At 68.7% G+C, this 21,094-nt stretch carries 21 protein-coding genes and 1 pseudogene; 12 read left to right on the forward strand and 10 right to left on the reverse strand.

Annotation, left to right across the window (positions count from 1 at the left end):
• Position 1 precedes the first annotated feature (1 nt).
• Positions 2-724 (reverse strand): TetR/AcrR family transcriptional regulator, encoded by a 723-nt coding sequence (locus tag ACIBK1_RS19755; RefSeq protein ID WP_030509269.1) that lies wholly within the window; start codon positions 722-724, stop codon positions 2-4.
• A gap of 84 nt (positions 725-808) precedes the next feature.
• Between ACIBK1_RS19755 and ACIBK1_RS19760 the strand changes: the two genes are divergently transcribed.
• The 3 genes from ACIBK1_RS19760 to ACIBK1_RS19770 all read left to right on the forward strand — a co-directional run bounded on the left by ACIBK1_RS19760 (position 809) and on the right by ACIBK1_RS19770 (position 3,820).
• A complete protein-coding gene (locus tag ACIBK1_RS19760) occupies positions 809-1,657 on the forward strand; it encodes an SDR family oxidoreductase (protein WP_396736674.1) in 849 nt (282 codons plus the stop codon).
• Positions 1,658-1,751: 94 nt separating this feature from the next.
• A complete protein-coding gene (locus tag ACIBK1_RS19765) occupies positions 1,752-2,180 on the forward strand; it encodes a hypothetical protein (protein ID WP_396736677.1) in 429 nt (142 codons plus the stop codon).
• Positions 2,177-3,820, forward strand: coding sequence for a hypothetical protein (locus ACIBK1_RS19770; RefSeq protein ID WP_396736680.1), 1,644 nt, complete (start codon positions 2,177-2,179; stop codon positions 3,818-3,820). Before ACIBK1_RS19765 ends, ACIBK1_RS19770 begins: the two co-directional genes overlap by 4 nt.
• Positions 3,821-3,930: 110 nt before the next feature.
• Here ACIBK1_RS19770 and ACIBK1_RS19775 read toward each other — a convergent pair whose 3' ends face one another.
• On the reverse strand, positions 3,931-4,608 hold the full coding sequence (locus ACIBK1_RS19775) for a TetR/AcrR family transcriptional regulator (protein ID WP_396736683.1): 678 nt from the start codon (positions 4,606-4,608) through the stop codon (positions 3,931-3,933).
• 102 nt (positions 4,609-4,710) lie between these two features.
• On the opposite strand from ACIBK1_RS19775, the gene ACIBK1_RS19780 reads away from it, so the two are divergent.
• The 3 genes from ACIBK1_RS19780 (at position 4,711) to ACIBK1_RS19790 (ending at position 8,721) form a co-directional block, all read left to right on the forward strand.
• Positions 4,711-5,688: an NAD(P)-dependent alcohol dehydrogenase gene (locus ACIBK1_RS19780; protein WP_396736686.1), complete on the forward strand. Its 978-nt coding sequence runs from the start codon at positions 4,711-4,713 to the stop codon at positions 5,686-5,688.
• Between the two features lie 142 nt (positions 5,689-5,830).
• Positions 5,831-7,969, forward strand: coding sequence for a glycoside hydrolase family 6 protein (locus tag ACIBK1_RS19785; protein ID WP_396736689.1), 2,139 nt, complete (start codon positions 5,831-5,833; stop codon positions 7,967-7,969).
• Positions 7,970-8,031: 62 nt separating this feature from the next.
• On the forward strand, positions 8,032-8,721 hold the full coding sequence (locus ACIBK1_RS19790) for an alpha/beta fold hydrolase (RefSeq protein WP_396736692.1): 690 nt from the start codon (positions 8,032-8,034) through the stop codon (positions 8,719-8,721).
• A 14-nt stretch (positions 8,722-8,735) separates the two neighbouring features.
• Here ACIBK1_RS19790 and ACIBK1_RS19795 read toward each other — a convergent pair whose 3' ends face one another.
• From ACIBK1_RS19795 to ACIBK1_RS19805, 3 genes are all read right to left on the reverse strand, one after another.
• On the reverse strand, positions 8,736-9,365 hold the full coding sequence (locus ACIBK1_RS19795; RefSeq protein ID WP_030509277.1) for a TetR/AcrR family transcriptional regulator: 630 nt from the start codon (positions 9,363-9,365) through the stop codon (positions 8,736-8,738).
• A 119-nt stretch (positions 9,366-9,484) separates the two neighbouring features.
• Positions 9,485-10,159 carry a DUF4166 domain-containing protein gene (locus ACIBK1_RS19800; protein WP_396736695.1) on the reverse strand — a complete coding sequence of 225 codons (675 nt, stop codon included), beginning with the start codon at positions 10,157-10,159 and terminating at the stop codon, positions 9,485-9,487.
• On the reverse strand, positions 10,156-10,839 hold the full coding sequence (locus ACIBK1_RS19805) for a hypothetical protein (RefSeq protein WP_396736698.1): 684 nt from the start codon (positions 10,837-10,839) through the stop codon (positions 10,156-10,158). The genes ACIBK1_RS19800 and ACIBK1_RS19805 overlap by 4 nt, the downstream gene beginning before the upstream one ends.
• Before the next feature lie 143 nt (positions 10,840-10,982).
• Here ACIBK1_RS19805 and ACIBK1_RS19810 point away from each other — a divergent pair, with 143 nt between their 5' ends.
• Positions 10,983-11,342, forward strand: a complete 360-nt coding sequence (locus tag ACIBK1_RS19810; protein ID WP_396736701.1) for a glycoside hydrolase family 6 protein — start codon at positions 10,983-10,985, stop codon at positions 11,340-11,342.
• Between the two features lie 2 nt (positions 11,343-11,344).
• Here ACIBK1_RS19810 and ACIBK1_RS19815 read toward each other — a convergent pair whose 3' ends face one another.
• Positions 11,345-14,431: a DUF3427 domain-containing protein gene (locus ACIBK1_RS19815; RefSeq protein WP_396736704.1), complete on the reverse strand. Its 3,087-nt coding sequence runs from the start codon at positions 14,429-14,431 to the stop codon at positions 11,345-11,347.
• A gap of 132 nt (positions 14,432-14,563) precedes the next feature.
• Positions 14,564-15,247 carry a DUF5919 domain-containing protein gene (locus tag ACIBK1_RS19820; RefSeq protein ID WP_357319030.1) on the reverse strand — a complete coding sequence of 228 codons (684 nt, stop codon included), beginning with the start codon at positions 15,245-15,247 and terminating at the stop codon, positions 14,564-14,566.
• 190 nt (positions 15,248-15,437) lie between these two features.
• Here ACIBK1_RS19820 and ACIBK1_RS19825 point away from each other — a divergent pair, with 190 nt between their 5' ends.
• The gene (locus ACIBK1_RS19825) at positions 15,438-15,659 is read left to right on the forward strand and encodes a hypothetical protein (RefSeq protein ID WP_396736708.1); all 222 of its coding nucleotides are present in this window, start codon (positions 15,438-15,440) and stop codon (positions 15,657-15,659) included.
• A gap of 495 nt (positions 15,660-16,154) precedes the next feature.
• On the opposite strand, the pseudogene ACIBK1_RS19830 reads toward ACIBK1_RS19825, so the two are convergent.
• Positions 16,155-17,153, reverse strand: a pseudogene (locus ACIBK1_RS19830) (alkaline phosphatase family protein); the annotation flags it as partial.
• A 133-nt stretch (positions 17,154-17,286) separates the two neighbouring features.
• Positions 17,287-18,177, reverse strand: coding sequence for an alpha/beta fold hydrolase (locus ACIBK1_RS19835; RefSeq protein WP_396736711.1), 891 nt, complete (start codon positions 18,175-18,177; stop codon positions 17,287-17,289).
• Between the two features lie 62 nt (positions 18,178-18,239).
• Here ACIBK1_RS19835 and ACIBK1_RS19840 point away from each other — a divergent pair, with 62 nt between their 5' ends.
• From ACIBK1_RS19840 to ACIBK1_RS19855, 4 genes are all read left to right on the forward strand, one after another.
• The gene (locus tag ACIBK1_RS19840) at positions 18,240-18,788 is read left to right on the forward strand and encodes a helix-turn-helix domain-containing protein (protein WP_396736714.1); all 549 of its coding nucleotides are present in this window, start codon (positions 18,240-18,242) and stop codon (positions 18,786-18,788) included.
• A gap of 180 nt (positions 18,789-18,968) precedes the next feature.
• Positions 18,969-19,904: a zinc-binding alcohol dehydrogenase family protein gene (locus ACIBK1_RS19845; protein WP_396736717.1), complete on the forward strand. Its 936-nt coding sequence runs from the start codon at positions 18,969-18,971 to the stop codon at positions 19,902-19,904.
• Positions 19,905-20,002: 98 nt separating this feature from the next.
• Positions 20,003-20,086, forward strand: a complete 84-nt coding sequence (locus ACIBK1_RS19850) for a DUF397 domain-containing protein (protein WP_357319036.1) — start codon at positions 20,003-20,005, stop codon at positions 20,084-20,086.
• Positions 20,087-20,147: 61 nt separating this feature from the next.
• Positions 20,148-20,567, forward strand: a complete 420-nt coding sequence (locus ACIBK1_RS19855; RefSeq protein WP_357319012.1) for a hypothetical protein — start codon at positions 20,148-20,150, stop codon at positions 20,565-20,567.
• 10 nt (positions 20,568-20,577) lie between these two features.
• On the opposite strand, the gene ACIBK1_RS19860 is transcribed toward ACIBK1_RS19855, so the two are convergent.
• Positions 20,578-21,084 carry a DinB family protein gene (locus ACIBK1_RS19860; protein WP_396736720.1) on the reverse strand — a complete coding sequence of 169 codons (507 nt, stop codon included), beginning with the start codon at positions 21,082-21,084 and terminating at the stop codon, positions 20,578-20,580.
• Positions 21,085-21,094 lie beyond the last annotated feature (10 nt).

The raw sequence follows: 21,094 nt of genomic DNA on the forward strand, positions 1-21,094 counted from the left end.
CTCAGCCGGGTCCGTCCGCGGCGAGGCGGTCGAGCCATTCGCCGAGCACGTGGCGTTCGCCGTCGGTGAGAGCAGTGGCGTCGGGCAGCGCGGCGCGCAGCGCCATCGCCGCCGTGGCCGGTCCGGGAGTCTCGACCACGGCGGCGCCGGCGGTGATGGCGGCGATCGACGCGTCGCGGGCCACCTCCGACAGGCGGGGGTCACGCCGCTCCACCGGCAGGGCGAGCAGCGTGAAGACGGTGCCGCAGCCCGCGGCGTGCACGAGGTCCGCCGCCAGGCGCTCACCGACCTTCAGCCGGCCGGCGGCGGCGATGGCGCGGATGCGCTCCCCCAGCATGCGGAAGGCGGCGACGGCGGCGGGCGACTGCCGTCCCGGCGTGGGGTCGCCGTACATGAGCGAGAACAAAGCGGGGTTGGCCAGCCCGAAGCCGACGTGCAGGTCCCATCCGGCGCGCAACGCTTCGACCGGGTCGTCGACCGGCGGGCTCGCCTTCTTGTCCGCCAGATAAGAGCTGAAGCCATACTCGGCGACCGCGTCGAGCAGGCCCTCCTTGTCGCCGAACAGGCGGTAGATCGTCGGCGCCTGCGTCCCCGCCGCGGCGGCCACCGCTCTGGTCGAGACGGCCTCGCGCCCGCCGCTCGCGAGCAGCCCGGCCGCGACCGACACGATGTGCGCCCGCGTCCTGTCTCGGCCGCTCGCCGTCTCGCTCTCGGAATCGCTCACGCTTCCAACGATAGCAGTATGTTGCTATCGATGAATTTCCAGTGTTAGCGTTCTGGCGATATCAGCGATAGCAAGGAGTGAATCGTGATCATCATCACCGGGGCGACCGGTCAGCTCGGCAGCGGCGTCGTCGAGCACCTGCTCGCGCGAATCCCCGCCGACCGGATCGGCGTCAGCGTCCGCGACATTGCGAAAGCCGGCGACCTCGCGCAGCGCGGCGTCCGCGTGCGGCAGGGCGACTTCGACGACCCCGCGAGCCTGACGTACGCGTTCGAGGGCGCGTCACAGGTGCTCGTCGTCTCCGGGCCGGCGGACGCGCGCCCGCACCGTACGGCGATCGAGGCCGCCACGGCCGCGGGCGCCGAGCGGATCCTCTACACCAGCCACATGGGCGCGAATCCGGCCTCCCCCTTCGTCCCGATGCCGTCCCACGCCGAGACCGAGCAGGACCTGCGCGCGTCGGGGGTCGCGTTCACCGCGCTGCGCAACGGCTTCTACGCGACCACCGCGGTCCGGTTCGTGAGTCAGGCGCTCGAGACCGGCACGCTCGTCGCGCCCGAGGACGGCCCGGTCTCCTGGACGGCCCACGCCGACCTCGCCGAGATCGCCGCCGTCGCCCTGACCGAGGAGAACCGGCTCGACGGCATCACCCCGCCGCTGACCGGTCCCGAGGCGCTCGACCTCGCGGACGTCGCCGCGATCGCCTCCGAGCTGACGGGACGCGAGATCACCCGCGTCACCGTCCCGGACGAGGAGTGGGTGGCGGGCATGGTGTCACACGGCGTCCCCGAGCAGCAGGCCCGCTTCCTGCTGGGCATGTTCGAGGCCAGCCGTCGGGGCGAGTTCGCCGAGGTCGGCCTCGCCCTCGGGGAGCTGCTCGGCCGCAAGCCGACCGCGTTGCGCGAACTGCTCGCGGACACGCTCACGAGCTGACGCCCCTTCCGGTCGATTTCCCCTTTTCGGGATATCCGGCGGCTCCGTCAAGGCCAGATATACAGTGTCATTGGATCTTGTAAGGGGGCCGGGAATGCTCGAATGGGTGGCGGCGGCGGTTGCGGCCGGCGGGACCGCGGTGGTGCAGGCCGCGGGCACCGACGCGTGGTCGCTCGTACGGCAGCGGGTGGCGCGAGTGCTCAGCCGCGACGATCCCGAACGCGAGCGGACGGAACTGATGCGGCTGGATCAGACCGCGACGGATCTCGCCTCGCTCGCCCCGGGGGAAGCCGCGCTCATACGGGCCAGGCAGGAGGCGGCCTGGGCGGCCCGGTTCGAAATGCTGCTGGAGAGTCTCGGCGAGGCCGAACGCGAACGGGTCGCCCGCGAACTGAACGACATCGCCGACCAGGCCCGCCAGGCATCGGTGGGAGGAGTGTCGGGGAACGTCTTCCACGGACCGGCCGCGTTCCAGATCGGCGACCACAACCGTCAGGACAACCACTTCGGGCCGGGCGCATGACGCGCGACTCCGAATCAGGAAAAGACGGCTTAACGGGAAGAGACGGAGTAACGGGCAACGTCTTCCACGGCCCGGCCCCTTTCCAACTCGGGGATCGCAACGTCCAGATCAACCACATCCACCAGGCGGCGCCGCGGCGCCGCCCGCTGGTCCTCGCAGGTACGGCGGTTACGACCCGGGAAGAACTGGCCGCCGTCATCCGCGGCGACTGGACCGCCGCGAGACGTCAGTTCTTCGAGGGCGCGGCCGCGACCGGCGCGCCCTCCGACGGCTGGCTCGGCCTTCTCACCTGGCTGCGCGAGCTCGACGGTCTCACCGCCGAGGACCTGACCGCCCAGATCGAACTCATCGACCATCGGCTCCGCGACCCGCTTCTCCCGGCCGACCTGAAACTGCTTCACCTGCTGGGCTGGCTCGATCCGACGGGAGAAGCCGTCTGGCGAGGGACGCCGGTGACGGTGGAGTCGCTTTCCGAGGCACTCAGGATCGGTCGTCTGGGCGAAAGCGGCCCCGAACGGGAGCTCTATCGCGACCTCTGCGAGGGCGGCCTGCTGGACGCCCTCTCCAGGTTCACGGCGCTGAGCGCGCTGCGCGGAACACAACGCGCCTGGGACGAGGCCTGGGACTCCTGGCGGCGACTGGCCGCCGAGGTTCCCGGACTGCCGCCCGAGGCCCGGGAATGGGCCGAGAGCGGGGCGCGCGGGCTGCTCCTGGCGGCCCTCCTGCCCTACCCGGCGAGCACGACGTGGTTGCGCGCCGCCCGCGAACACGTGGCGCCACCCCCCACCGGTGAGATCGAGTGGTACGACTGGTTGCGCGCGCGAGACGGTGGCTCGGATACGCCTATCGGGTGGCTCATGGCCACCGACTTCACTGCTTACGCCGCCGCGCAGGCGGAACAGCGGCGTCGGCAGGCGGCAGTCGACCGGCAGAACCAGCGAATGACGACAGTGCTGGATCAGGCCTCCGCGCTGCGGGACCGCCAGTGGGCCGACTACGAGCGCCGGCGGCTCACGCCCACGGCCCGATTGGGAGCGGTCGTCCGCGCGACGCTGTGGCTCGGGGCCTGGGGCGCCACCACGATCCCGGTGGCCTGGATCATGTGGGGCTGGGCTCAGCCGGACATCGCCCTGACGTTGTCCTGGTATCTCGTCGCGCTGACCCTGGCGGCGTACGCGGGCGGGCTGCCAAGAGTCCTACGGCTCGGCGCGGCGTACCAGCCTCCGCTGCGGCGCGTGCGGGAGTGGGCCGACGGAGCCAGGGCCGACCGTGGACGCGTCCGGAGGGGCCTGATCAGAGCCGGCGTCGTGGTCGGAGCCGTCCTGATCCTCGGGGTGCTCCTTCACGACGTCGGCGTCATCGCGACAACGGTTCTCGTCGTTCCCCTGCTGGCCGCGGTGTTCCATTTCGCCCGCATCGGGGCGCTTCACGACTGGGCGGACGAGCATCAGGAGCGGCAGCGGGACTACCGGTCCAGGCGGGCCGATTCCGGCGGCATCCCTCAGAACATCGTCCGGGATGTGCGATCGCCGTCGCCTGGAGTCCGGGCCGACGCCTACCGGGCGTACATGCGGCAGTTCATCGGCCTCGACCACAGCGGGCAGGACGAGGACCGGGACAACGGCCGCCGCGACCGCTGATTGGACCGGAGTCGTACACGACCCCGACCGGGAGCCGGCACATCTACGACGTGACGGCGTCCGCGCTCTGCGTGCGATAGCGCGATCACCGGGCGTCGCCCACTCTCGCGTCAGGCCCTGGAGGGACGCTGTCTCTGGGAGCCGTCGGCCGCGATCGGGACATCACGCAGCGACAGAGCACTCGGCGGAGGCAAAGGCTGGTGAGCCGCCTCGGCGCGGAACGACTGCAGCAGGTACGCCACCAGGCGACGCGACGCGGCACCGTCGTGCGGCAGCGCGGTGACCAGACCGCAGTGGGACAACAGGGCCACGACGAGGTCGGAAGGGTGGAAGTCGGCCCGCAGCGCGCCCGCCGCCTGGGCTCTGCGGACCAGGGTCATGAGGTCCCGTTCGGTCCGTTCCCGAGCCTGCGCGTGCTCCGCCGTGCTGTCCGGAAAGGCCGCGACGAACGCGGCGGGGAAGCCGCGTTCCTCCCGCTGGAGTTCGCAGACCGTCTCGAACAGCCGCTGGAAGCCCCGCCAGGGGTCGGGATCGGCCAGCGCGTCGGTGAGCGCCCGTGCACAGGTCTCCATCTGGTGCGCGAACGCGGCCCGCACCAGTGCGTCGCGGGTCGGGAAACGCCGGTACAGCGTCGCCACGCCGACCCCGGCCCGCCGGGCCACGGTCGCCATGGGCGCGTCGATGCCGTGCTCGGCGAAAACCGCACGGGCGGCGACGAGGATGCGCCCCCGGTTACGCCGGGCGTCGGCCCGCATCCCCGGGCCGGCGATCCGAGAGGGATCCTCCACCACTGTTTCTCACTTCCGATGTAAACGGACGATGCCGTCCACTTAGGAGCCTACGCTCGGGGCCAGATTCCCGCACGGCCACTGGTGGCGAAGGTGAGAACGATGGACGACGACACGATGAGAGCAGTGCTTTTCGATCGATACGGCGGCCCCGAGGTGCTGTACGTGAGCCGGGTGCCACGCCCGGAGCCGGCGCCCGGCGAGGTGCTCGTGCGGGTGCGCGCGTTCAGCGTCAACGGCGGAGAAACGGCCGCCCGTTCCGGCGGGCTCCGTCTCCTCACCGGACGGAAGTTCCCGAAACGCATCGGGTTGGACTTCACCGGCGAGGTCGCCGCGCTCGGCGCCGGCGTGACGGGCATCGTGATCGGCGACCGGGTGTGGGGCGTCATGGGCCGTACCGGATTCGGCAGCGCCGCTGAGTATGTGGCGGTCCGGGCCGAGCGGCTCGGCCACGTCCCGGACGGACTCGATCTGGTGGAGGCCGCCGCGCTGCCGGTGGCGACCACGGCCATCACGGCGCTGCGTGACAAGGCCCGGCTGCGCCCCGGCGAACGACTGCTCGTACGCGGCGCCGCGGGCGGTGTCGGCAACGCCGCCGTCCAGCTGGGGCGGGCCTACGGCGCCGAGGTCACGGCCCTGGCCCGCGCCGCCAACCTCGACTTCGTCCGCACGCTCGGCGCCCACCACGCCATCGACCACCGGGCCATCGACCACCGGACCGTCTCGCCGAGCGAACTGGGCCCGTTCGACGTGGTCCTCGACACGGTGGGCACCGACCTGCGGGCCTTCCGGCGCCTGCTGTCGCCCGGCGGCCGCATGGTGACCATCGCCTTCGACCTGACCCGGCTTGCCGCCTCACTCGGTTACATCGCCGCCAGCGCCGTACACGGACGCGGCCGGGTGCGCTTCTTCAGCGGCAACCCCACGCGGGCGCTCTTCGACGATCTCGCCCGCGAGGTGTCGGAGGGGAGACTGCGCCCTGCGGTGGACACCTGCTTCCCGCTGGAGGAGACGGCGGCGGCCCACCGCGCGCTGGAGGCGGGCGGAGTGCGGGGCAAATACGTCGTCAAGGTCGACTGACGGCTCCCAGGGAGTCCGCGGAAGGCCGAGTCCGCTTGGAACCTCTTCATTGTGATGGCAGGTGTCCGGCATGGCCGCCCCCGGGCGGTGGTCAATAAGATCCGTACTGACCTGACCTTCCGGACATCCCAGCGGGGGCGATGTGAACGGCGGCAGCGAAGCCGGGGGCTTACGCGGTTTCGGTGAGGGACACGAGTCCGGCCTGCGGGCGGGCGACCCGGCGCAGGTGGGGCCTTACCGGCTGGTGCGCCGGCTGGGCGAGGGCGGCATGGGCACCGTCTACCTGGGCGAGGCGCCGGACGGCACCCGCGTGGCGGTCAAGCTGCTCCACCACACCGTCGCCGCCGACCCCGACTTCCGCCGCCGCTTCCGTCGCGAGGTCGAAGCCGCCAAACGCGTCGCCCGCTTCTGCACCGCCGCCGTCCTGGACGCCGAAATGGACGGCGAGACCGCCTACCTCGTCACCGAATACGTCCCCGGCCCGACCCTCCGCCAGGCCGTAGAACAGGATGGACCCCTGCGCGGCTCCAGCCTGGACGGACTCGCCGTCAGCATCGCGACCGCCCTGCGCGCCATCCATGCCGCCGGCATCATCCACCGTGACCTGAAGCCCGGCAACGTCCTGCTCTCCCCCATCGGCCCCAAGGTCATCGACTTCGGCGTCGCCCACCTGTCCGACACCGCCACGCACAGCAGCGCGGTGGTCGGCACACCGTCGTTCATGTCCCCGGAACAGTTCGACGGCGGCCCCCTCACCCCCGCCTCCGACGTCTTCGCCTGGGCGGGCACGGTCGCGTACGCGGGCACGGGCCGTGCCCCCTTCGGCAACGGCCCGCTGCCGGTCGTCATCAACCGGGTCATCAACGGGGAGCCCGACCTCACCGGCCTCGACGGACCGCTGGGCGCGCTGGTCACCCGCGCCCTGGCCAAGAATCCGGCGCAACGGCCGACCGTACGGGACATCCTGGACACCCTCACCGGCTCGTCCGGGCTTGAGGAGCCGTGGGTCACGACACTGCCCGGGGGCGGCAGACGCCGCCGCGGGCTGCTGGCCGGGGCCGCGGCCGGCGTCGCCGGGCTGGCGGTGATCGCGACGGCGGTCGCCGTATGGCCCTCCGACCACGACACGCATGCCGCGGCCTCCGCGACCTCCTCCGTCACCACCACGCGCCCGGCCGTGGAGGCCTCCGGGGGTCCTGCGCCTGCCACTCCGGCCGTGTCGAAGGCTCCGACGGGCAGTGGCGGCAACCCGCTGCGCGAGCCCGGCGTACGGTTCGCGTACCTGCCGGATTCCGAGGCACAGCGCCAGGCGAACGCCTGGAACACGAAGGGCAGGAAGGCCGACGCGGCGCTGATGCGCGCCCTGGCCGCGGTGCCGCATCCCGTGAACCTGAACATGCCGGCCGCCGAGGCCGGGCGTACGGTCGCGTCCACCGTGCGGGTGGCCTCCGCCCACCATGCGGTTCCCGTGTTCGTGACCGATCACGTGCCGATGAAGGACTGCTCCCATTGGGGAGAGCCGGACGAGCGGTCCTACCGTGACTGGATCGACCGGGTGGCGAAGGGAATCGGCACGGCGCGTGCGGTGGTCGTGCTGGAGCCGAACAGCCTGACCAGGCTCCCCGGCTCGAACAGTTGCTCACAGGGGACCAAGGCGGGCGCGGCCGAGCGCTACCGCGAGCTGTCGTACGCGGTGAACCGCCTGGGGAAGCTCCCGCACACGGCCGTGTATCTCGACGGCGGCATCAAGGGCTGGCCCAGCCTCGTCGAGATCGCCGACCGGCTTGTGAAGGCCGGGGTGAAGCGCGCCGACGGCTTCTATCTGAACGTCGCGGACTTCCAGCAGACCGAGGAACTTCTCAGGTATGGGGAAAGCCTCTCCCGCTGCCTCTACCTGAAGACGAGCGACGGAGCGAGCACCTGCACCGGCCCCGAACTCGACGCGGTGCCGGCCGAGACGCCCCTGACCCACTTCGTCATCGACACCAGCCGCAACGGCAAGGGCGTCTGGCAGCCGCCGGAAGGCAAGTACGCCGACCCGCAGATCTGGTGCAACCCACCGGGCCGGGGCGTCGGCCGCCGCCCGACGACCGACACGGGCAGCGAGCTGGCCGACGCGTTCCTGTGGCTCCGCTCCCCCGAACAGTCCAACGGCCAGTGCACGCGAGGCGGCAAGGGTCCCCAGGACCCCGTCTATCACCAGGTCGACCCCATCGGCGGCACCTGGTGGTCGGTGCTCGCGCTCGACCGCGCCCGCAACGCCGTCCCCCCGCTGCGCTGACTCACTTCTACTTGTAAGCGCAGACCTGAATTGGACGCGACAACCCAGGAGGATTCTGTCTGATGGCGACCTACGTGTTGATCCACGCTGCGGCGGTCGATTCTTGGTATTGGGGGCCGCTCTCGGCCGCCCTGCGAGACCGTGGGCACGACGTGGTGGCACCGGACCTGCCGTGCGACGACGAGTCGGCCGGGCTTGCGGAGTACGCGGACACAGTGGTCGAGGCGATCGGCCGGCGCACCGGTCTGGTCGTCGTCGCCCACTCGTTTGGTGGGTTCACCGGCCCACTGGTGTGTGACCGGGTGCCTGCCGACCTGCTCGTGATGCTCCAGGCTCAGATCCCGGCCCCCGGAGAGTCGCCGGGCGAATGGTGGGGCAACACCGGCTACTGGGCGGCACGGGAGGAAGCCGACCGGCGCCGAGGCGTCCCGGGCGGCGCGGAGGAGGACGCGTCCTCCCTCGTGCTGCACGACACTCCGGCCGACCTGGCCGCCGAGTTCGTAACCGCGCACCAGCGGCACCAGGCGCCTACCCCGTTCGGCAAGCCGTGGCCGCTGGCCTCCTGGCCTGACGTGCCGACCAGGTTCCTACTGGCGGCCGACGACCGCTTCTTCCCGGCCGAGTTCATGCGCGGGCTCGTCACCGAGCGTCTCGGTTTCCAACCGGACGAAATGCCTGGTGATCACTGTCCGATGCTCGGTCACCCGAAGGAACTGGCCGACCGCCTTGAGGCGTACCGCGCGGGGCTGTGAACAGTGCCGGCTCGTCAATCGCCGTTGGCCTTGCGGAGGCGGGCGCGGACCGTACGGCGAACCAGCGGGCCCATGTCCTCCAGGACGGCGACCAGGCCGGCGAGCTGCTCCAGGCTGTCGAAGGCGCGCTCCGCGCCGTCCTTGTCGACGCCCTCGTACAGTTCGAGGCCGACGAAGGCCGCCGCCGTGGCGCGGGCGAGCCCGGCGACGTCCACGAACTCCGCGAGCGGGCTGCCGGCCAGCACGCGGCCGAGGACCTCCTCGATCTCGGTCACCCACATGCCGAGACCGTCAGCGGTGGCGGGGGCGAGTCTGCCGTCCATCTGGCTGCCCGCGAGCATCTGGGCGAGCACGGCGAGGTTCCCCGCCTCGCGCTCATCGGCGTGCAGCGCACGGCCGAGGTCGAGCAGTTCCTTGAGGCTGTTCACGGCCGCGAACCGAGCTCGATAGACGGCCACCCGCTGCTCGGAGCCGTACCGCAGGGCCGCGGCGAGGAGCTCGTCGACCGTGCCGAAGTGGTAGAAGACGAGCGCCTGGTTCACCCCGGCCGCGGTGGCGATCGCCCTCGCCGAGGCCCCCGCGATGCCCTGGGTCCGCAATGTCTCCAGAGCACCTTCGAGCAGCCGCGTACGGGTGTCGCCCATCGTCTCCCCCTTCGTTCCTCTTCGCGGCTTCACCGTAGTGGCAGATGTCCGGCGATGGCCGGTATCACCAGGTGGCCCCCGTCGGCGGCACCTGGTGGCCGTCCCTCACTGCGTTGATCTCAAAGGCGCGCCTCTTCGCGTAGCGGCTTCACCGTGGCGGGTACGCCGTGCTCGGTGACGTCGACATAGTGGGCTGTGAATGCGCCCCAGTAGCCGAACATGGGCCCCAGCCTGTGGTGGGACACGGTGACACCGACGCGGAACTCCCCCACCTCATCGTCGTACGACTCCCTGACGACGGCCGTTCCCGTGACGGCTCCGGGAAGACGGCAGGAGAGCCGGCCCTCATGCAGCCGGAACCCGTCGGAGCGGATGACGAGGCCCCCGCGCTCGTCCACCTGAAAGTCCAGGTCCACGGCCAGGTGCTGATGCGAGCCCAGATAGTCGACGATGCCTTTGACGGGGTTGTACACCATCTGGGCGTCGAACCGCCTGGGGCGGCCTGGCATGTCGAAGGTGCGGACGAAGCTGATCGTCTCCCGCCCGTACGAGTCGACGTACGGGTAGTTCTCGATGGTGAACGGCACCTGCCGCCCCTGCTCGGGAACCAGGATGTTGCGGGTCCCGCCGAGGGCGAGGAACGGCCGGGTGAAGCCCGCGTGCCAGATGTGCTCCATCACCCCCGTGCCGACGCAGGCCTGCCCGCCAGTGACGCTCACGCCGAAGCGGCGCCGCAGTTGGGGGTGCAGGCGGGCGAAGTCGACGCCGAGGGCACGTTCGAAGATCGAGGTCATGGGGTCTCCATCAGGGTGTGCGGGGCTGTTGCCGTCTGCCGGTCGGGTGGGCGGCGCAGGCATCGGCGGGCCGCCGGGGTCGACGGGAGCGGCGGCAGGAGGACGGCCACCGCTGCCACCAGGCATGCGACGGCGGCTGGGGTGGTGGTGATGGCGATGGCGGTCGTGAGGGTGCGCAGGCAGACTTCGGCGAGGGCCTGCCACAGGGAACGCTCCGGCATCTGGCCGGTCTCCAGCCAGAGACGGAGCCGGTCGAAGGACCAGGCCGTCGCCCACCCGATGAGCGGACGAAAGACGAGGTCAACGGCTTTGCCCCAGCCGGGGCGATAGCCGTACCGGGTGATGAAGCGGACGCCGTCGTCGGTGGCGACGTAACGCCAGTAGCCGGAGCCGGAGCGGATCAGCGAGAGCGGATGGCCGGAGGCGAACCGCAGCGCCGACGTCCTTCGTCCGGGATCGCGCCTGTCTCCGGCGGTGACACCGTCGCCGTCGATGACAAGCGCAGGCAGGAGCCGGAAGGCATACCGGAACCGCTGCGGCTCACCCTCGGCCGGCGGCAGGTAGTCGATCTCCGTGAAGCGTAAGTCCCACCGTTGATGCAGCTCAGGCCGCTGCGTCCGCTCCCACAGAGCCTCCATATCGGCCCGGATCAAGCACTCCACGTACACAAACCGGCCCATGCGCACCCCTCACGTCTTGAGCGATCGCTCAAAACCGAGGGTAAGCCGATTTAAGCGATCGCTCAAGTCGCGTCGGACGCAGTGAAAGCCCCTGAGCGGGAAGACTGGCACCACAGCGCCTTCCGCGACACGCTGACCGGGTCGTGAAGGCCGGGGTGAAGCGCGCCGACGGCTTCTATCTGAACGTCGCGGACTTCCAGCAGACCGAGGAACTGCTCAGGTATGGGGAAAGCCTCTCCCGCTGCCTCTACCTGAAGACGAGCGACGGAGCGAGCACCTGCACCGGCGCCGAGCTCGACGCGGTGCCGGCCGGGACACCGCTGACCCACTTCGTCATCGACACCAGCCGCAACGGCAAGGGCGTGTGGCAACCGCCGGAAGGCAAGTACGCCGACCCGCAGATCTGGTGCAACCCACCGGGCCGGGGCGTCGGCCGCCGCCCCACCACCGACACGGGCAGCGAACTGGCCGACGCGTTCCTATGGCTCCGCCCCCGAGCCTAGGCTCACCCGGCTATGGCAGCCCTCCGGAATAGGTCGGCGGGCATCTCCTCATCCAGCCTCCACGTGATGGCCATAGGACGCTCGCCTCGATGTTCGACGTATCGAGCCGTGCCATGGAAAACGAAAGATTCGGGGTGACCGTTGTCGTTTTCCTTCCGCTCTCGGGTGAACAAAAGAACGTGGCTACCCTCGGTCTCATGGTTCTGGTAGCGCAGGCCAGTAGTCGAGTGGGAACTTGTCCGGTTCTGCGACTCCCAGTGAAATAGATTTGGGGTAAGCGCATAATCCCGGTACATCGTCTGCGGCGAGAACTCCTTTTCGTTCTTGTGCAGGGTGACGAACAGAGCATCGCACTGAGTGACGGGGCTCCACGCAACGCCCTCACGCATCGTGGACGGCACTAGCCCTCCAAGGACTGCCCATCCGATCGCGGCGAGCACTTCCTCCGTGGAGTAACGGGCGTTGACCGCGAGCGGCACCGAATCAAAATTTTGACCGAGCGGTCGAGCCACGTGTCGTGGACGGTCAATACCGTAGGCCAGAACCTCGCGGATCTCCTCACACAGAGCATGCTCGCCTCGCAGCCGTTCCAGCGCCTGATCATAGGAGGAGAAGTCTCCGCCGTCGCGCCAAAAGGAGAAAAATAGCATCCGCGCAAACGCCTGATCCGCAGGTGAGCATCCTGCATAGTGCGGGCCATCGGCGCTGAGCAGCCGGACATAGGCTTCGCCACGGCGGCGGTCGTCCACATGCAACAGCGCCCGGACCCGCCGGCCAAGCAGTTCCTCTAGCGGTGAGCCGGAATCGGGCATAAGGCCGGCTCGACGAAGGAGCGATGTCCAGTACCGTCGGTTGCGGTACAGGTCGCCGATCTCGCGCCCGCTCTCCGCGAGGTAACCGATAAGCGACCTTTCCGCACAAGATCTAATCTCCTGCGTCAGCGTATTCACTGTCGCACCGAGATGAAGCTTGAGCTCAGCCAGCAGCCGGTCCTTAGTCACTCGGTCCAGCACAACCTGACTGCCCGGCGGCAGCAGCGGGAAGTCGTCTTTGACCTGCCTGTCCAGCCGCCCCCGGCTGAATCCAGTCAATGCCTGGAACCGATTAGCGAAGCGATACTCCTTGCGGTGCTGGCCGACAAAATCTAACACCGTCAGCACCTCTTTTTCTGGGGTGCGGCGGAGCCCTCGTCCGAGTTGCTGCAGGAAGACGGTGGCGCTTTCAGTCGGCCGTAGAAGCAGCAGAGTGTCCACGTCGGGCACGTCCAAACCCTCATTGAACAGATCAACTGCAAACAGGAATCGGACTTCGCCATCCCGCAGCGCCCGCAGTGCCGCCTTTCGGGAAGCATCATCGGTCGAGCCGTCTACCGCGAGAGAGGGCAAACCTAACCCAGTGAAGAAGTCGGCCATGAAGTGCGCATGCCGTACTGAAACGCAGAAGCCAAGGCCACGGACAGCCGCCAGGTCACTCACCTTGTCGTTCAGAGCGTTGAACACAAGACGAGCACGAGCCTCGTCTCCAGTGAATAAGTCGTCGAGGGCGGTGCTGTCGTAGGACCCACGTGACCATTTCACGCTGGTGAGATCGGTTTCATCATTGATGCCGAAGTAGTGAAACGGGCAGAGCAGGTCCGCGTCCAGCGCATCCCACAGGCGCAACTCGGAGGCGATACGGCCATCAAAGAATTCTTCCTGGACCCAGGTGCCGTCGGCGCGCTCCGGGGTGGCAGTGAGTCCCAGCAGTTCCTTTGGCTTGAGATGATCGATGATTCGTCGATAGGTACGAGCAGCGGCATGGTGAAACTCGTCGATCACCACCACGTCGAAGTGCTCGGGATCAAATGATTCGATTCCCATAGCGGTGAGCGACTGCACGCTGGCGAACACATGCCACCAGTCTCGCGAGCGATCCTCGCCCACATGCAACTCACCGAAGTCTGGCACGGCCAGAACCTGCCGATATGTGCGTAATGCCTGAGCCAGAATTTCGCGCCGATGCGCGACAAACAGCAGTGACGGCCGACGGCCTAGCCGTTGCTGGAGGTTCCGGTAGTCAAAAGCGGCTACAACCGTCTTACCGGTGCCAGTTGCAGCGACGAGTAGGTTGCGATGCCGACCATGCACGGTGCGCTCGACATCCAGGTCCTCCAACATCTCGCGCTGGTGAGGAAAGGGATGCGGCACCAAGGCAGGAATGTCGAAAAGCTGCTTGCCCACCTTGGACCTGGACAATGCCTCATCTAACCGATCGCCGTCAACCGTAGGGTCGTAAGGTTCAAATTCGGGACGGTTCCAATAGGAATCGAAGGTCGCCTCGAACTTGTCCAGCAGCCGAGCGGTGGTCACGGACGAGAGACGCACGTTCCATTCCAGTCCATCCAACAGCGCCGCCCGAGAAAGGTTGGAACTGCCGACGTAAGCGGTGTCGAAGCCCGTGTTGCGGCGCAGCAGCCATGCCTTGGCGTGCAGGCGAGTGGAGTTCTGCTCGTAACTGACACGCACCTCGGCGCCGAAGTCCCGTACTAGCCGGTCCAGAGCACGTCGCTCTGTCGCGCCCATGTAGGTCGTGGTGATCACTCTCAGCGGGACGCGCCGACGCTGCAGATCAGCGAGTTGGCGTTCCAGGATGCGCAGTCCCGACCACTTGACGAAGGCGCACAGGAGGTCCACCCGGTCGGCGCTGATTAACTCGGCCGCCAACTCATGCGCCAGGTTGGGGTCCTCGCGAGCGTTGGTCAGCAAGGCCGCCTCAGACAGCGATGTCAACGGCCGTACTGGGGCACTCGCACCCGGACTGTGCCTCACGATCGACAGCAGCCTGTTCGGCCCATCTGCCACAGTTGCGGGCTCCGTCAGCTGACTCAGCAACCGATTGACCAACTCAACCTGCTCTTGGGGCTCTTTGAGCATGGCCAACGCCTGCGCTGCCGTTTCGCCGACAAAACGACCCAGCAGGTGGGCGACTTCTTCTTTTTCGACTTCCGACACCTCCACGAGGTGTCCCGTCTGCCGCCACTCAGCGACGCTCTTGGCGAGCTTGTCAGTGAGCAGCGAATCGTACAGACCAGTGATCGGGGCGTCGTCCACTACATGTCCTCGTGACTAGGCCTGCGCTACAGGCGCACTGCAGACGATCATCGTAATTGGAACGCGCCAAAAGTTTCACAACAACATGATCACAAAAGTCGTCGCTCATTCCGATACACCAACTCGCTGATGTCATCCGGCAGGTGCCTCCGACCAGATGTCGCGGCCGGCTGACCACAGTTCGGTGATGTGGTACGCGAAGCGGTCGTAGAGGCCGTCGTCTTGGTGGCGCTTCAGGTGCAGGAGCGGCGAGTCGTGGCCGACCAGCTTGGCCAGGTGTGGGGTGACGAGCATTTCGTCGTCGAACTGGAATGCCGACAGGGCGATGTGCTCGTCACCGAACCGCGCCTCGATTCCGGGCACGTCCTTGAGTTGGTCGAGTTCGGCCAGCGTGATGCGGATCCGGGTGGACACTGTGAGCGGGACCGCTTCGGTTTCCTCACGTCGGCGGGTTACCTCGCTGTCGGGGTCGCCGATCAGGAAGCGGACGCGGCAACCTTGCTCAGCTTTGCGCTTGAGTACCTTCGCCAGGTTGGGGTGCTCCAACCAAAGGAAGTAGTTCGTGTATCCCGCCAGCGTAATTGTCGCCTTCGCCTCGGTGATGAGCGCCCGCCACACGCTCTTCGGGCAGGCGGATCGGTAGGGGTAAACCGACACCACTTCTCGATCGGGGCCGATCTTGACCGTGTTCCGAATCGCCTCGGGCCATAACACGGACTCATCCACTCCCAACGCTTCGGCAGCGGCCCACCGATGACGCGGGTGCGGCACGCGTGCCTCGTCAGCCAGCCAGCGGGACACCGTCTTGACGTCCACCTCGCATCGCAACGCGAGGTCCCTTTCGGTCAGTCTCGCACTGGACATGGCTTGGCGTAGAGAGTCATTCGCCACTGGCGACCTCGAATCGGGAGGACGTTGAGGACGTCTCCCGACGGTAACGCGAAACGTCCCGCACGTCCCGCGAACGCGGTGTGAATGTGCCAGCACCGTAAGTGACTCTGTCGCCATGTCCCCGACGACAACCTTTCAGGATCTGCAGGCCGCGTTCCCCCACTGGACGATCTGGCGGAGCTCAGCCGATCGCCTGTGGGCGACGCGCAATCAGCGGCTCACCGACGCGCAGTTGAGTCACGGGCTGAGCCACACCATCGACGCTGATGACGCCGACCAACTCGTTGCGCAACTCCGTAACCAGGAGGAACTCGCCACAGGGTTGCTGCCCCGGTGAATGCTCTCCGAGGGTCCGCTGTCCGAGCGCTCGATGCTCTGGCTCAGGCCGCCTCCACCTGCCCTGGGCTGCATGTGGCGTCGGAGCAGCCGGAGCGGGTCGCGATCCGGTGGATGCCTGAGACCAGGCGCGCCGTCCGGGTCCGGGTTGTGGCCCACACCTGCGACCACTGCTCGCCGCTGGCGTACGAACTGTGCGCATCCGGCGGGCTGCTGTTCGTCGGCCGTACGGACCGGAGCGGCGGCCAGCCGGAGATACGCGAGACCGAACGCCTGCCCGACGTGCGGGCGCCGGATGTGGCTGGACCTGCTGCTCGGCCGGGCTCGATAAGCCCCATAAGACGCCCGTCCGGCGATCCCGTCCGAGGCGGTGTCGGATTCACGGCGTGGACGTGCAGTGGGGCGCTGGACCACCGGCTGTCACACCCGCGCCTGAGACCAGGCCCACACATCCTCACCGAAGTGCGTGGGCCTGGTCTCCCCGGCACTCAGCGGGTCACGGGTGCTTGCGAAAGGTCTCCGTCAGCGCCCGGCCCTGGGCCTGTGCCGGGGCCGGCATGCCGAGCAGCGCGGAAATGGTCGGCGCGATGTCCACCAACCGCGGGTTGTCCGGGCGGGCGTTCGGCCGGATGTTCTTGCCCGCGATGAGGAACCCGGGTTGGACCACGTCCACCATGCCGTGGTATCCGGCGGGCGTGGTCGGGTCTCCCACTTGGAACGACCAGCCGGTCTCCGGCTCGGCGACCAGATCGCCGAGCCCGTCACCGCCGTGCAGCGTGGCCAGCTCGGCGCGGTCGTACACGTGAGTCACGTGCGGGACGCCGGCGAGGACGGAGCGGACCTTCTCCACGTCGGCCGGGGTCTGCCCGGCGCCCAGCAGATAGACGTTGGCGACACCCCCGACGACCATGACCAGGTCCGTTCCCGCCGCCGGGGTCTGTCCGGCGGTGAGGAACCGCGGGTGGTAGCCCGCGGCGGTCAGCGCGTCGAGCGCGTCCTGTCCGAAGCCGTGCGTGAAGTGCCGCATGCCGTGGTCGCCGGTCAGGATGAATGTCGTGTCCTCGTACAGGTCGGCGTCCTTCAGTCCCCGGACCAGCCGGCCGAGTTGGGTGTCGAGCGAGGCGAGCGTAGCGGGCATGCTCGGGCTCTCGTCGCCCTCGGCGTGCCCGAGCGCGTCACAGTACAGGGCCAGCACGTCCGGCATCGTGTCGACGGTCACGGTCGTACCGCCGGAGTTCACCGGACTGTGGGCGATCAGATCCAGCGCGGCGTTGGTCCGGGTATCGCATTCACCTCCCGGCTGCACGTACAGGTGCTTCGGGTCGCCGTAGACGGTGCCGTGGATCTGCACCGCGTAGAACTGCACCGCCGCGAACGTGCCGCCCGCCTGGGCGACCGATTCGGCGATGCTCTGCATGTTCATCACCCGCGTCTGGCCGAAGGCGGTGTTCGTCGTGCGGTCGAGGCCGTACGCGACGTTGCCGTGCACCTCGGGCCAGGCGCCGGTGGACCGTCGTTCAACTGGGGTTGGAGAGGGTCGGAAAGGTTCCGGTCGCCTCGGTCAGCCGGCCCTTCTTGGTCAGGGCCGACAGGTTCGGCGTCTCGGTGGTGGACAGGTATAGGCCACGTCACAGTGCGAGGACGTCACGGATCGCCTGCGCCACTGCCTCGGGGCGGCGGAACGGCAGCGTGACGTGCCCCGCGTCCTCCACGATGCGGTTCTCACCGCGCGGGACGGAGGCGGCGAACTCGTTGTAGAGGCGCGTTTTGCCGTCGTTTTCCGCCTGGAGCAGTTCCTCGGAAGTGCCCGCCGACACTGCCTGCTTGAACGGGTCGATGGCTGGCGCGGTTAGGATGATCATCGGTACGTCGGGCAGCGGGCCCGCGGCGCGGATTTCGTCGTGAACGGCTTGGATGTTCGCGGCCTCCCGGATGCCGGTGAGCAGCCATTCACGGCTCACGTGGCTGTCGACGAGTGGCTCGCGCAGGCCGGCCGGCCAGTGGGCCATCTCCTGTTCGAACAGGACGCGGTAGAACTCCAGGATCTCTCTGGGCAGCTCGTCGGAAAGTCCGTTGGCGGGGTCCCATGCGTCCCATCGTTCGACCAGCTCGCGAGGCATGTAGGCGCGGTAGTCCTCGTGGGCCGGATCCATCAGGACAAGCCCCGCGACCTCGTCGGGGAAGCGGGTCGCGTAGTGGCGGGCGTACAGGCCGCCCAGCGAGTGTCCGGCGAGCACGTAGGGCCCGGGGATTTTTGCGCTGTGCAGGAGCGCGCGGAGTTCGTCGGTGACCTCGCTGGACGCGCGGGGGAGGTCGATGCTCTCGCTCCAGCCAGTCCCCGCCCGGTCGTAGAGGACGCTCGTGGTGAAGGCGGCGGCTTGCCGCTGAGCGTCCCAGTAGTCCATGGCGACCGCACCGGCTCCGGGGATGAACACGACGGCGGGGGCGCCGCTCCCCTCTCGATGCAGCAGCAACTTGCGGCCGTTCACGTCGTAGTACTCGCCTAAGGGTGGCTTCATGATCTTCCTTCCTGCTGCAATCCCAATTTTGGGAATGGTACCAAATGTGGAATCGTAGCGGTATGGACACGGTGACCCTGCTTTTGCATCCAGTGCGCCTGCGAATCGTGCACGCCATGTCGGGCGGTCGCGCTCGTACGGTCGGTGACCTGTGCGAAGACCTGGCCGACGTGCCGAGGACCACCGTGTACCGGCATGTCGGGCTGCTGGCCGAGGCGGGCGTGCTCGAAGTGGTCGGCGAGCAACGGGTGCACGGCGCGGTCGAGCGCACCTACCGGCTGCAACGAGCCCGGCCGCTGATCGACCGCGAGATGGCCGCGTCGATGTCACTGGAGGACCATCGCGAAGCGTTCACGACGGCGCTGGGGGTGTTGCTCAGCGAGTTCAACGCCTACCTCGACCGGGAGGAAGCAGACCCGTTCGCCGACTCGGTGGGCTACACCCAGTCCACGTACTGGCTGACACCCGACGAGCTTGCGGACCTGATCAAGCAGGTGCAGGCCGCGATGCTGGCTCACCGGGGCAACGGGCCGGCGGAGGGCCGCCGGCCGTACTTGCTGAGCCCGATCCTGTTCCCCACCGGCGGCCCCACCACCGAAGGCCACACATGAGCCTCGCGGGAGGCAGGACGCAGCGCTGTCATAGCAGGTGACACGGCAAGGGGCCGCGGGCGGAGCACGCCGTATCGGAGGGCACCCTTCGGATCAGCTCCCCCGGGTGCCCACGGTCTCGCCTGAGGTGATCGCCGCGTTCTTGATCTGCTGTGCATCGCTGTGGCTAGCGTGGCCGCCATGAGAGCTATTGGCTTCATCGAGTTCGGCGGCCCGGACACGTTACACGTCGTCGACGTCCCCGAGCCCCACGCCGGTCCAGGCGAAGTGCGCATCCGCGTCCACGCGGCGGCGGTGAACCCCAGCGACATCGCGCTGCGGGCAGGCCATTTCGGGCCGCCCAGGGATCAAGCGCCCTACATACCGGGAATGGACGCCGCCGGGGAGATCAGCGAAGTCGGCGAGGGCGCACCCTGGCAGGTCGGGGACAAGGTGATGGCCCTCGTGGTGCCCACGGGACCGAACGGCGGCGCCTACGCCGACCAGATCGTCGTACCGGCCGAGTCTGTGGTCCGGATGCCGGAGGGGGCGGACTTCTTCGCCGCCTCAACGCTGCCGATGAACGGGCTCACCGCCAAACTGACGCTCGACCATCTCGACCTCTCGCCAGGCCAGACGATCGCGGTGACCGGCGCGGCCGGCGTCTACGGCGGCTACGTCGTCCAGCTCGCGAAAGCCGCCGGGCTGCGCGTCCTCGCCGACGCCTCGGCGGCCGACGAGCAAATGGTGCGCGACCTGGGCGCCGACGTGGTCGTGCGCCGCGGTGACGACGTCGCCGACCGCATTCGTGAGCTGTGCCCCGAAGGCGTCGACGGTGTCGCCGATGGAGCACTCCTCAACGAGCGCATTGCTCCCGCGGTCCGTGACGGTGGCGGCATGGTCGTGCTCCGAGGCTGGGACGGCGACCCCGGACGCGGCATCACGGTGCACAAGGTGCTGGTGGTCCTTTCGGCCAAGGACACCGCCTCGCTGGATTGGCTGCGGCAGCAGGCCGAGGCGAGGGCCGTCACGCCGCGGGTCGCCCGGGTGCTACCGGCTGAGCAGGCCGCCGAGGCGCACCGGCTGCTTGAAGCCGGCGGTATCCGTGGGCGCCTGGTGCTCGGTTTCAGCTCCTGACCGCGCAATATCTCCGCCGAATGATTGCTGCCCTCTCCTGTCATCAGAAGAGGGCAGCAAGGTGATTTCAAGTTCCGGGCGAGACCGGCGCCTTCGCCCTGCGTGACAGTAAGAACCCGGATGCCGGGACTCTCCGCTTCACCGGTGCCGAGCTTCGCGCGGCAGGCCTGACCACACTGTAGGAGCACGGTGGCCCCTGCCCGGTGATAGCAGGCAGGGGCCACCCCCACTGTACGGAGCGTCATGCACCTGCACTGCTACGTGTGGAGCGGCATCGGGGAAGAGCTGCGCAGCGAGGCCGAGCGGCGACCGCCGCTGCCGCCCGCCGACCCCGGCCAGTTCACGAGCTCCCCGCTGCCGCCGATGCGTACGTGCGACTGGCTGCTGAAGCCGGCCCGCCGGATCGACGCCTCCCCGGCCACTCCCGACGACGCGCTCGCGTGGCTGGCAGAGCGCTACCGGTCGATGGAGAGTTCCTTCCTCCGCCCGGCGGACGAGGCCCGGATCGGACTCGACGTCCGGCTGCACAACGCCCGCGAGGCACTGGCCAACGGCGTCGACGTGCAGTGGGGCATCTGGCTGACCGGCGGCCGGTTCCTCACGTGCGGCGTGGTGTGCTGCTCCCCCAACCGCCACGCCGCCTACCGATGCCCCGCCTCCTGACTCTCTCCATTCAGTCCAGGACGAGGAACTGCTTGCCGTCGATCAGCTCACGCACCGCGTCGAGATGGCCGGCGTGGGTCGCCGTCTCGACGAGGACGTGGAGGATCGCCGCACGCAGGTCGCGCGGCGGCCGGTCGTCGCGGTAGTCCGGCCACCAGCGCGGCGTCTGGTCGAGGCCGCTGGAAGCGATCACCTCGCCGGCGCGGGCCGTCTCCTCGCGGTAGAGGTCGAACACCTCCGAGGCGAGCCGGTCGCCGGGCACCTGCCATGCGTCCGTCGGGGTGGCGAACGAGGCCACCGCCTCGGGGTCGGCGCCGAAGACCGCGCGGAACCAGAAGCGCTCGACGTCGAGGGCGAGATGGTTGACGAGGCCGACGGGGGTCCAGGCCGACGGAAGGACAGGGCGCCGGAGGTCGGCTTCGTCCAGGCCGTCGAGGATGTCGAGGACGTGCCGCCGCTTCCAGTTCAGGTAGCCGAGGAGGGTCTCGACCTCACTCGATGCCGGTGACGAGCTCACGTGCGATCTC

Origin of the sequence: Microbispora rosea, from assembly GCF_044460045.1 — a bacterium.
In the GTDB taxonomy this organism is placed as follows: domain Bacteria; phylum Actinomycetota; class Actinomycetes; order Streptosporangiales; family Streptosporangiaceae; genus Microbispora; species Microbispora rosea.

Coding starts and splice junctions, on each gene's coding strand:
- ACIBK1_RS19780 (WP_396736686.1), top strand. CDS start 4,711: ATGGACGACGACACGATGAGAGCAGTGCTTTTCGATCGATACGGCGGC.
- ACIBK1_RS19805 (WP_396736698.1), bottom strand. CDS start 10,839: ATGGGCCGGTTTGTGTACGTGGAGTGCTTGATCCGGGCCGATATGGAG.
- ACIBK1_RS19855 (WP_357319012.1), top strand. CDS start 20,148: ATGCACCTGCACTGCTACGTGTGGAGCGGCATCGGGGAAGAGCTGCGC.
- ACIBK1_RS19795 (WP_030509277.1), bottom strand. CDS start 9,365: ATGGGCGACACCCGTACGCGGCTGCTCGAAGGTGCTCTGGAGACATTG.
- ACIBK1_RS19770 (WP_396736680.1), top strand. CDS start 2,177: ATGACGCGCGACTCCGAATCAGGAAAAGACGGCTTAACGGGAAGAGAC.
- ACIBK1_RS19845 (WP_396736717.1), top strand. CDS start 18,969: ATGAGAGCTATTGGCTTCATCGAGTTCGGCGGCCCGGACACGTTACAC.
- ACIBK1_RS19790 (WP_396736692.1), top strand. CDS start 8,032: ATGGCGACCTACGTGTTGATCCACGCTGCGGCGGTCGATTCTTGGTAT.
- ACIBK1_RS19825 (WP_396736708.1), top strand. CDS start 15,438: ATGTCCCCGACGACAACCTTTCAGGATCTGCAGGCCGCGTTCCCCCAC.
- ACIBK1_RS19800 (WP_396736695.1), bottom strand. CDS start 10,159: ATGACCTCGATCTTCGAACGTGCCCTCGGCGTCGACTTCGCCCGCCTG.
- ACIBK1_RS19765 (WP_396736677.1), top strand. CDS start 1,752: ATGCTCGAATGGGTGGCGGCGGCGGTTGCGGCCGGCGGGACCGCGGTG.
- ACIBK1_RS19840 (WP_396736714.1), top strand. CDS start 18,240: ATGGACACGGTGACCCTGCTTTTGCATCCAGTGCGCCTGCGAATCGTG.
- ACIBK1_RS19835 (WP_396736711.1), bottom strand. CDS start 18,177: ATGAAGCCACCCTTAGGCGAGTACTACGACGTGAACGGCCGCAAGTTG.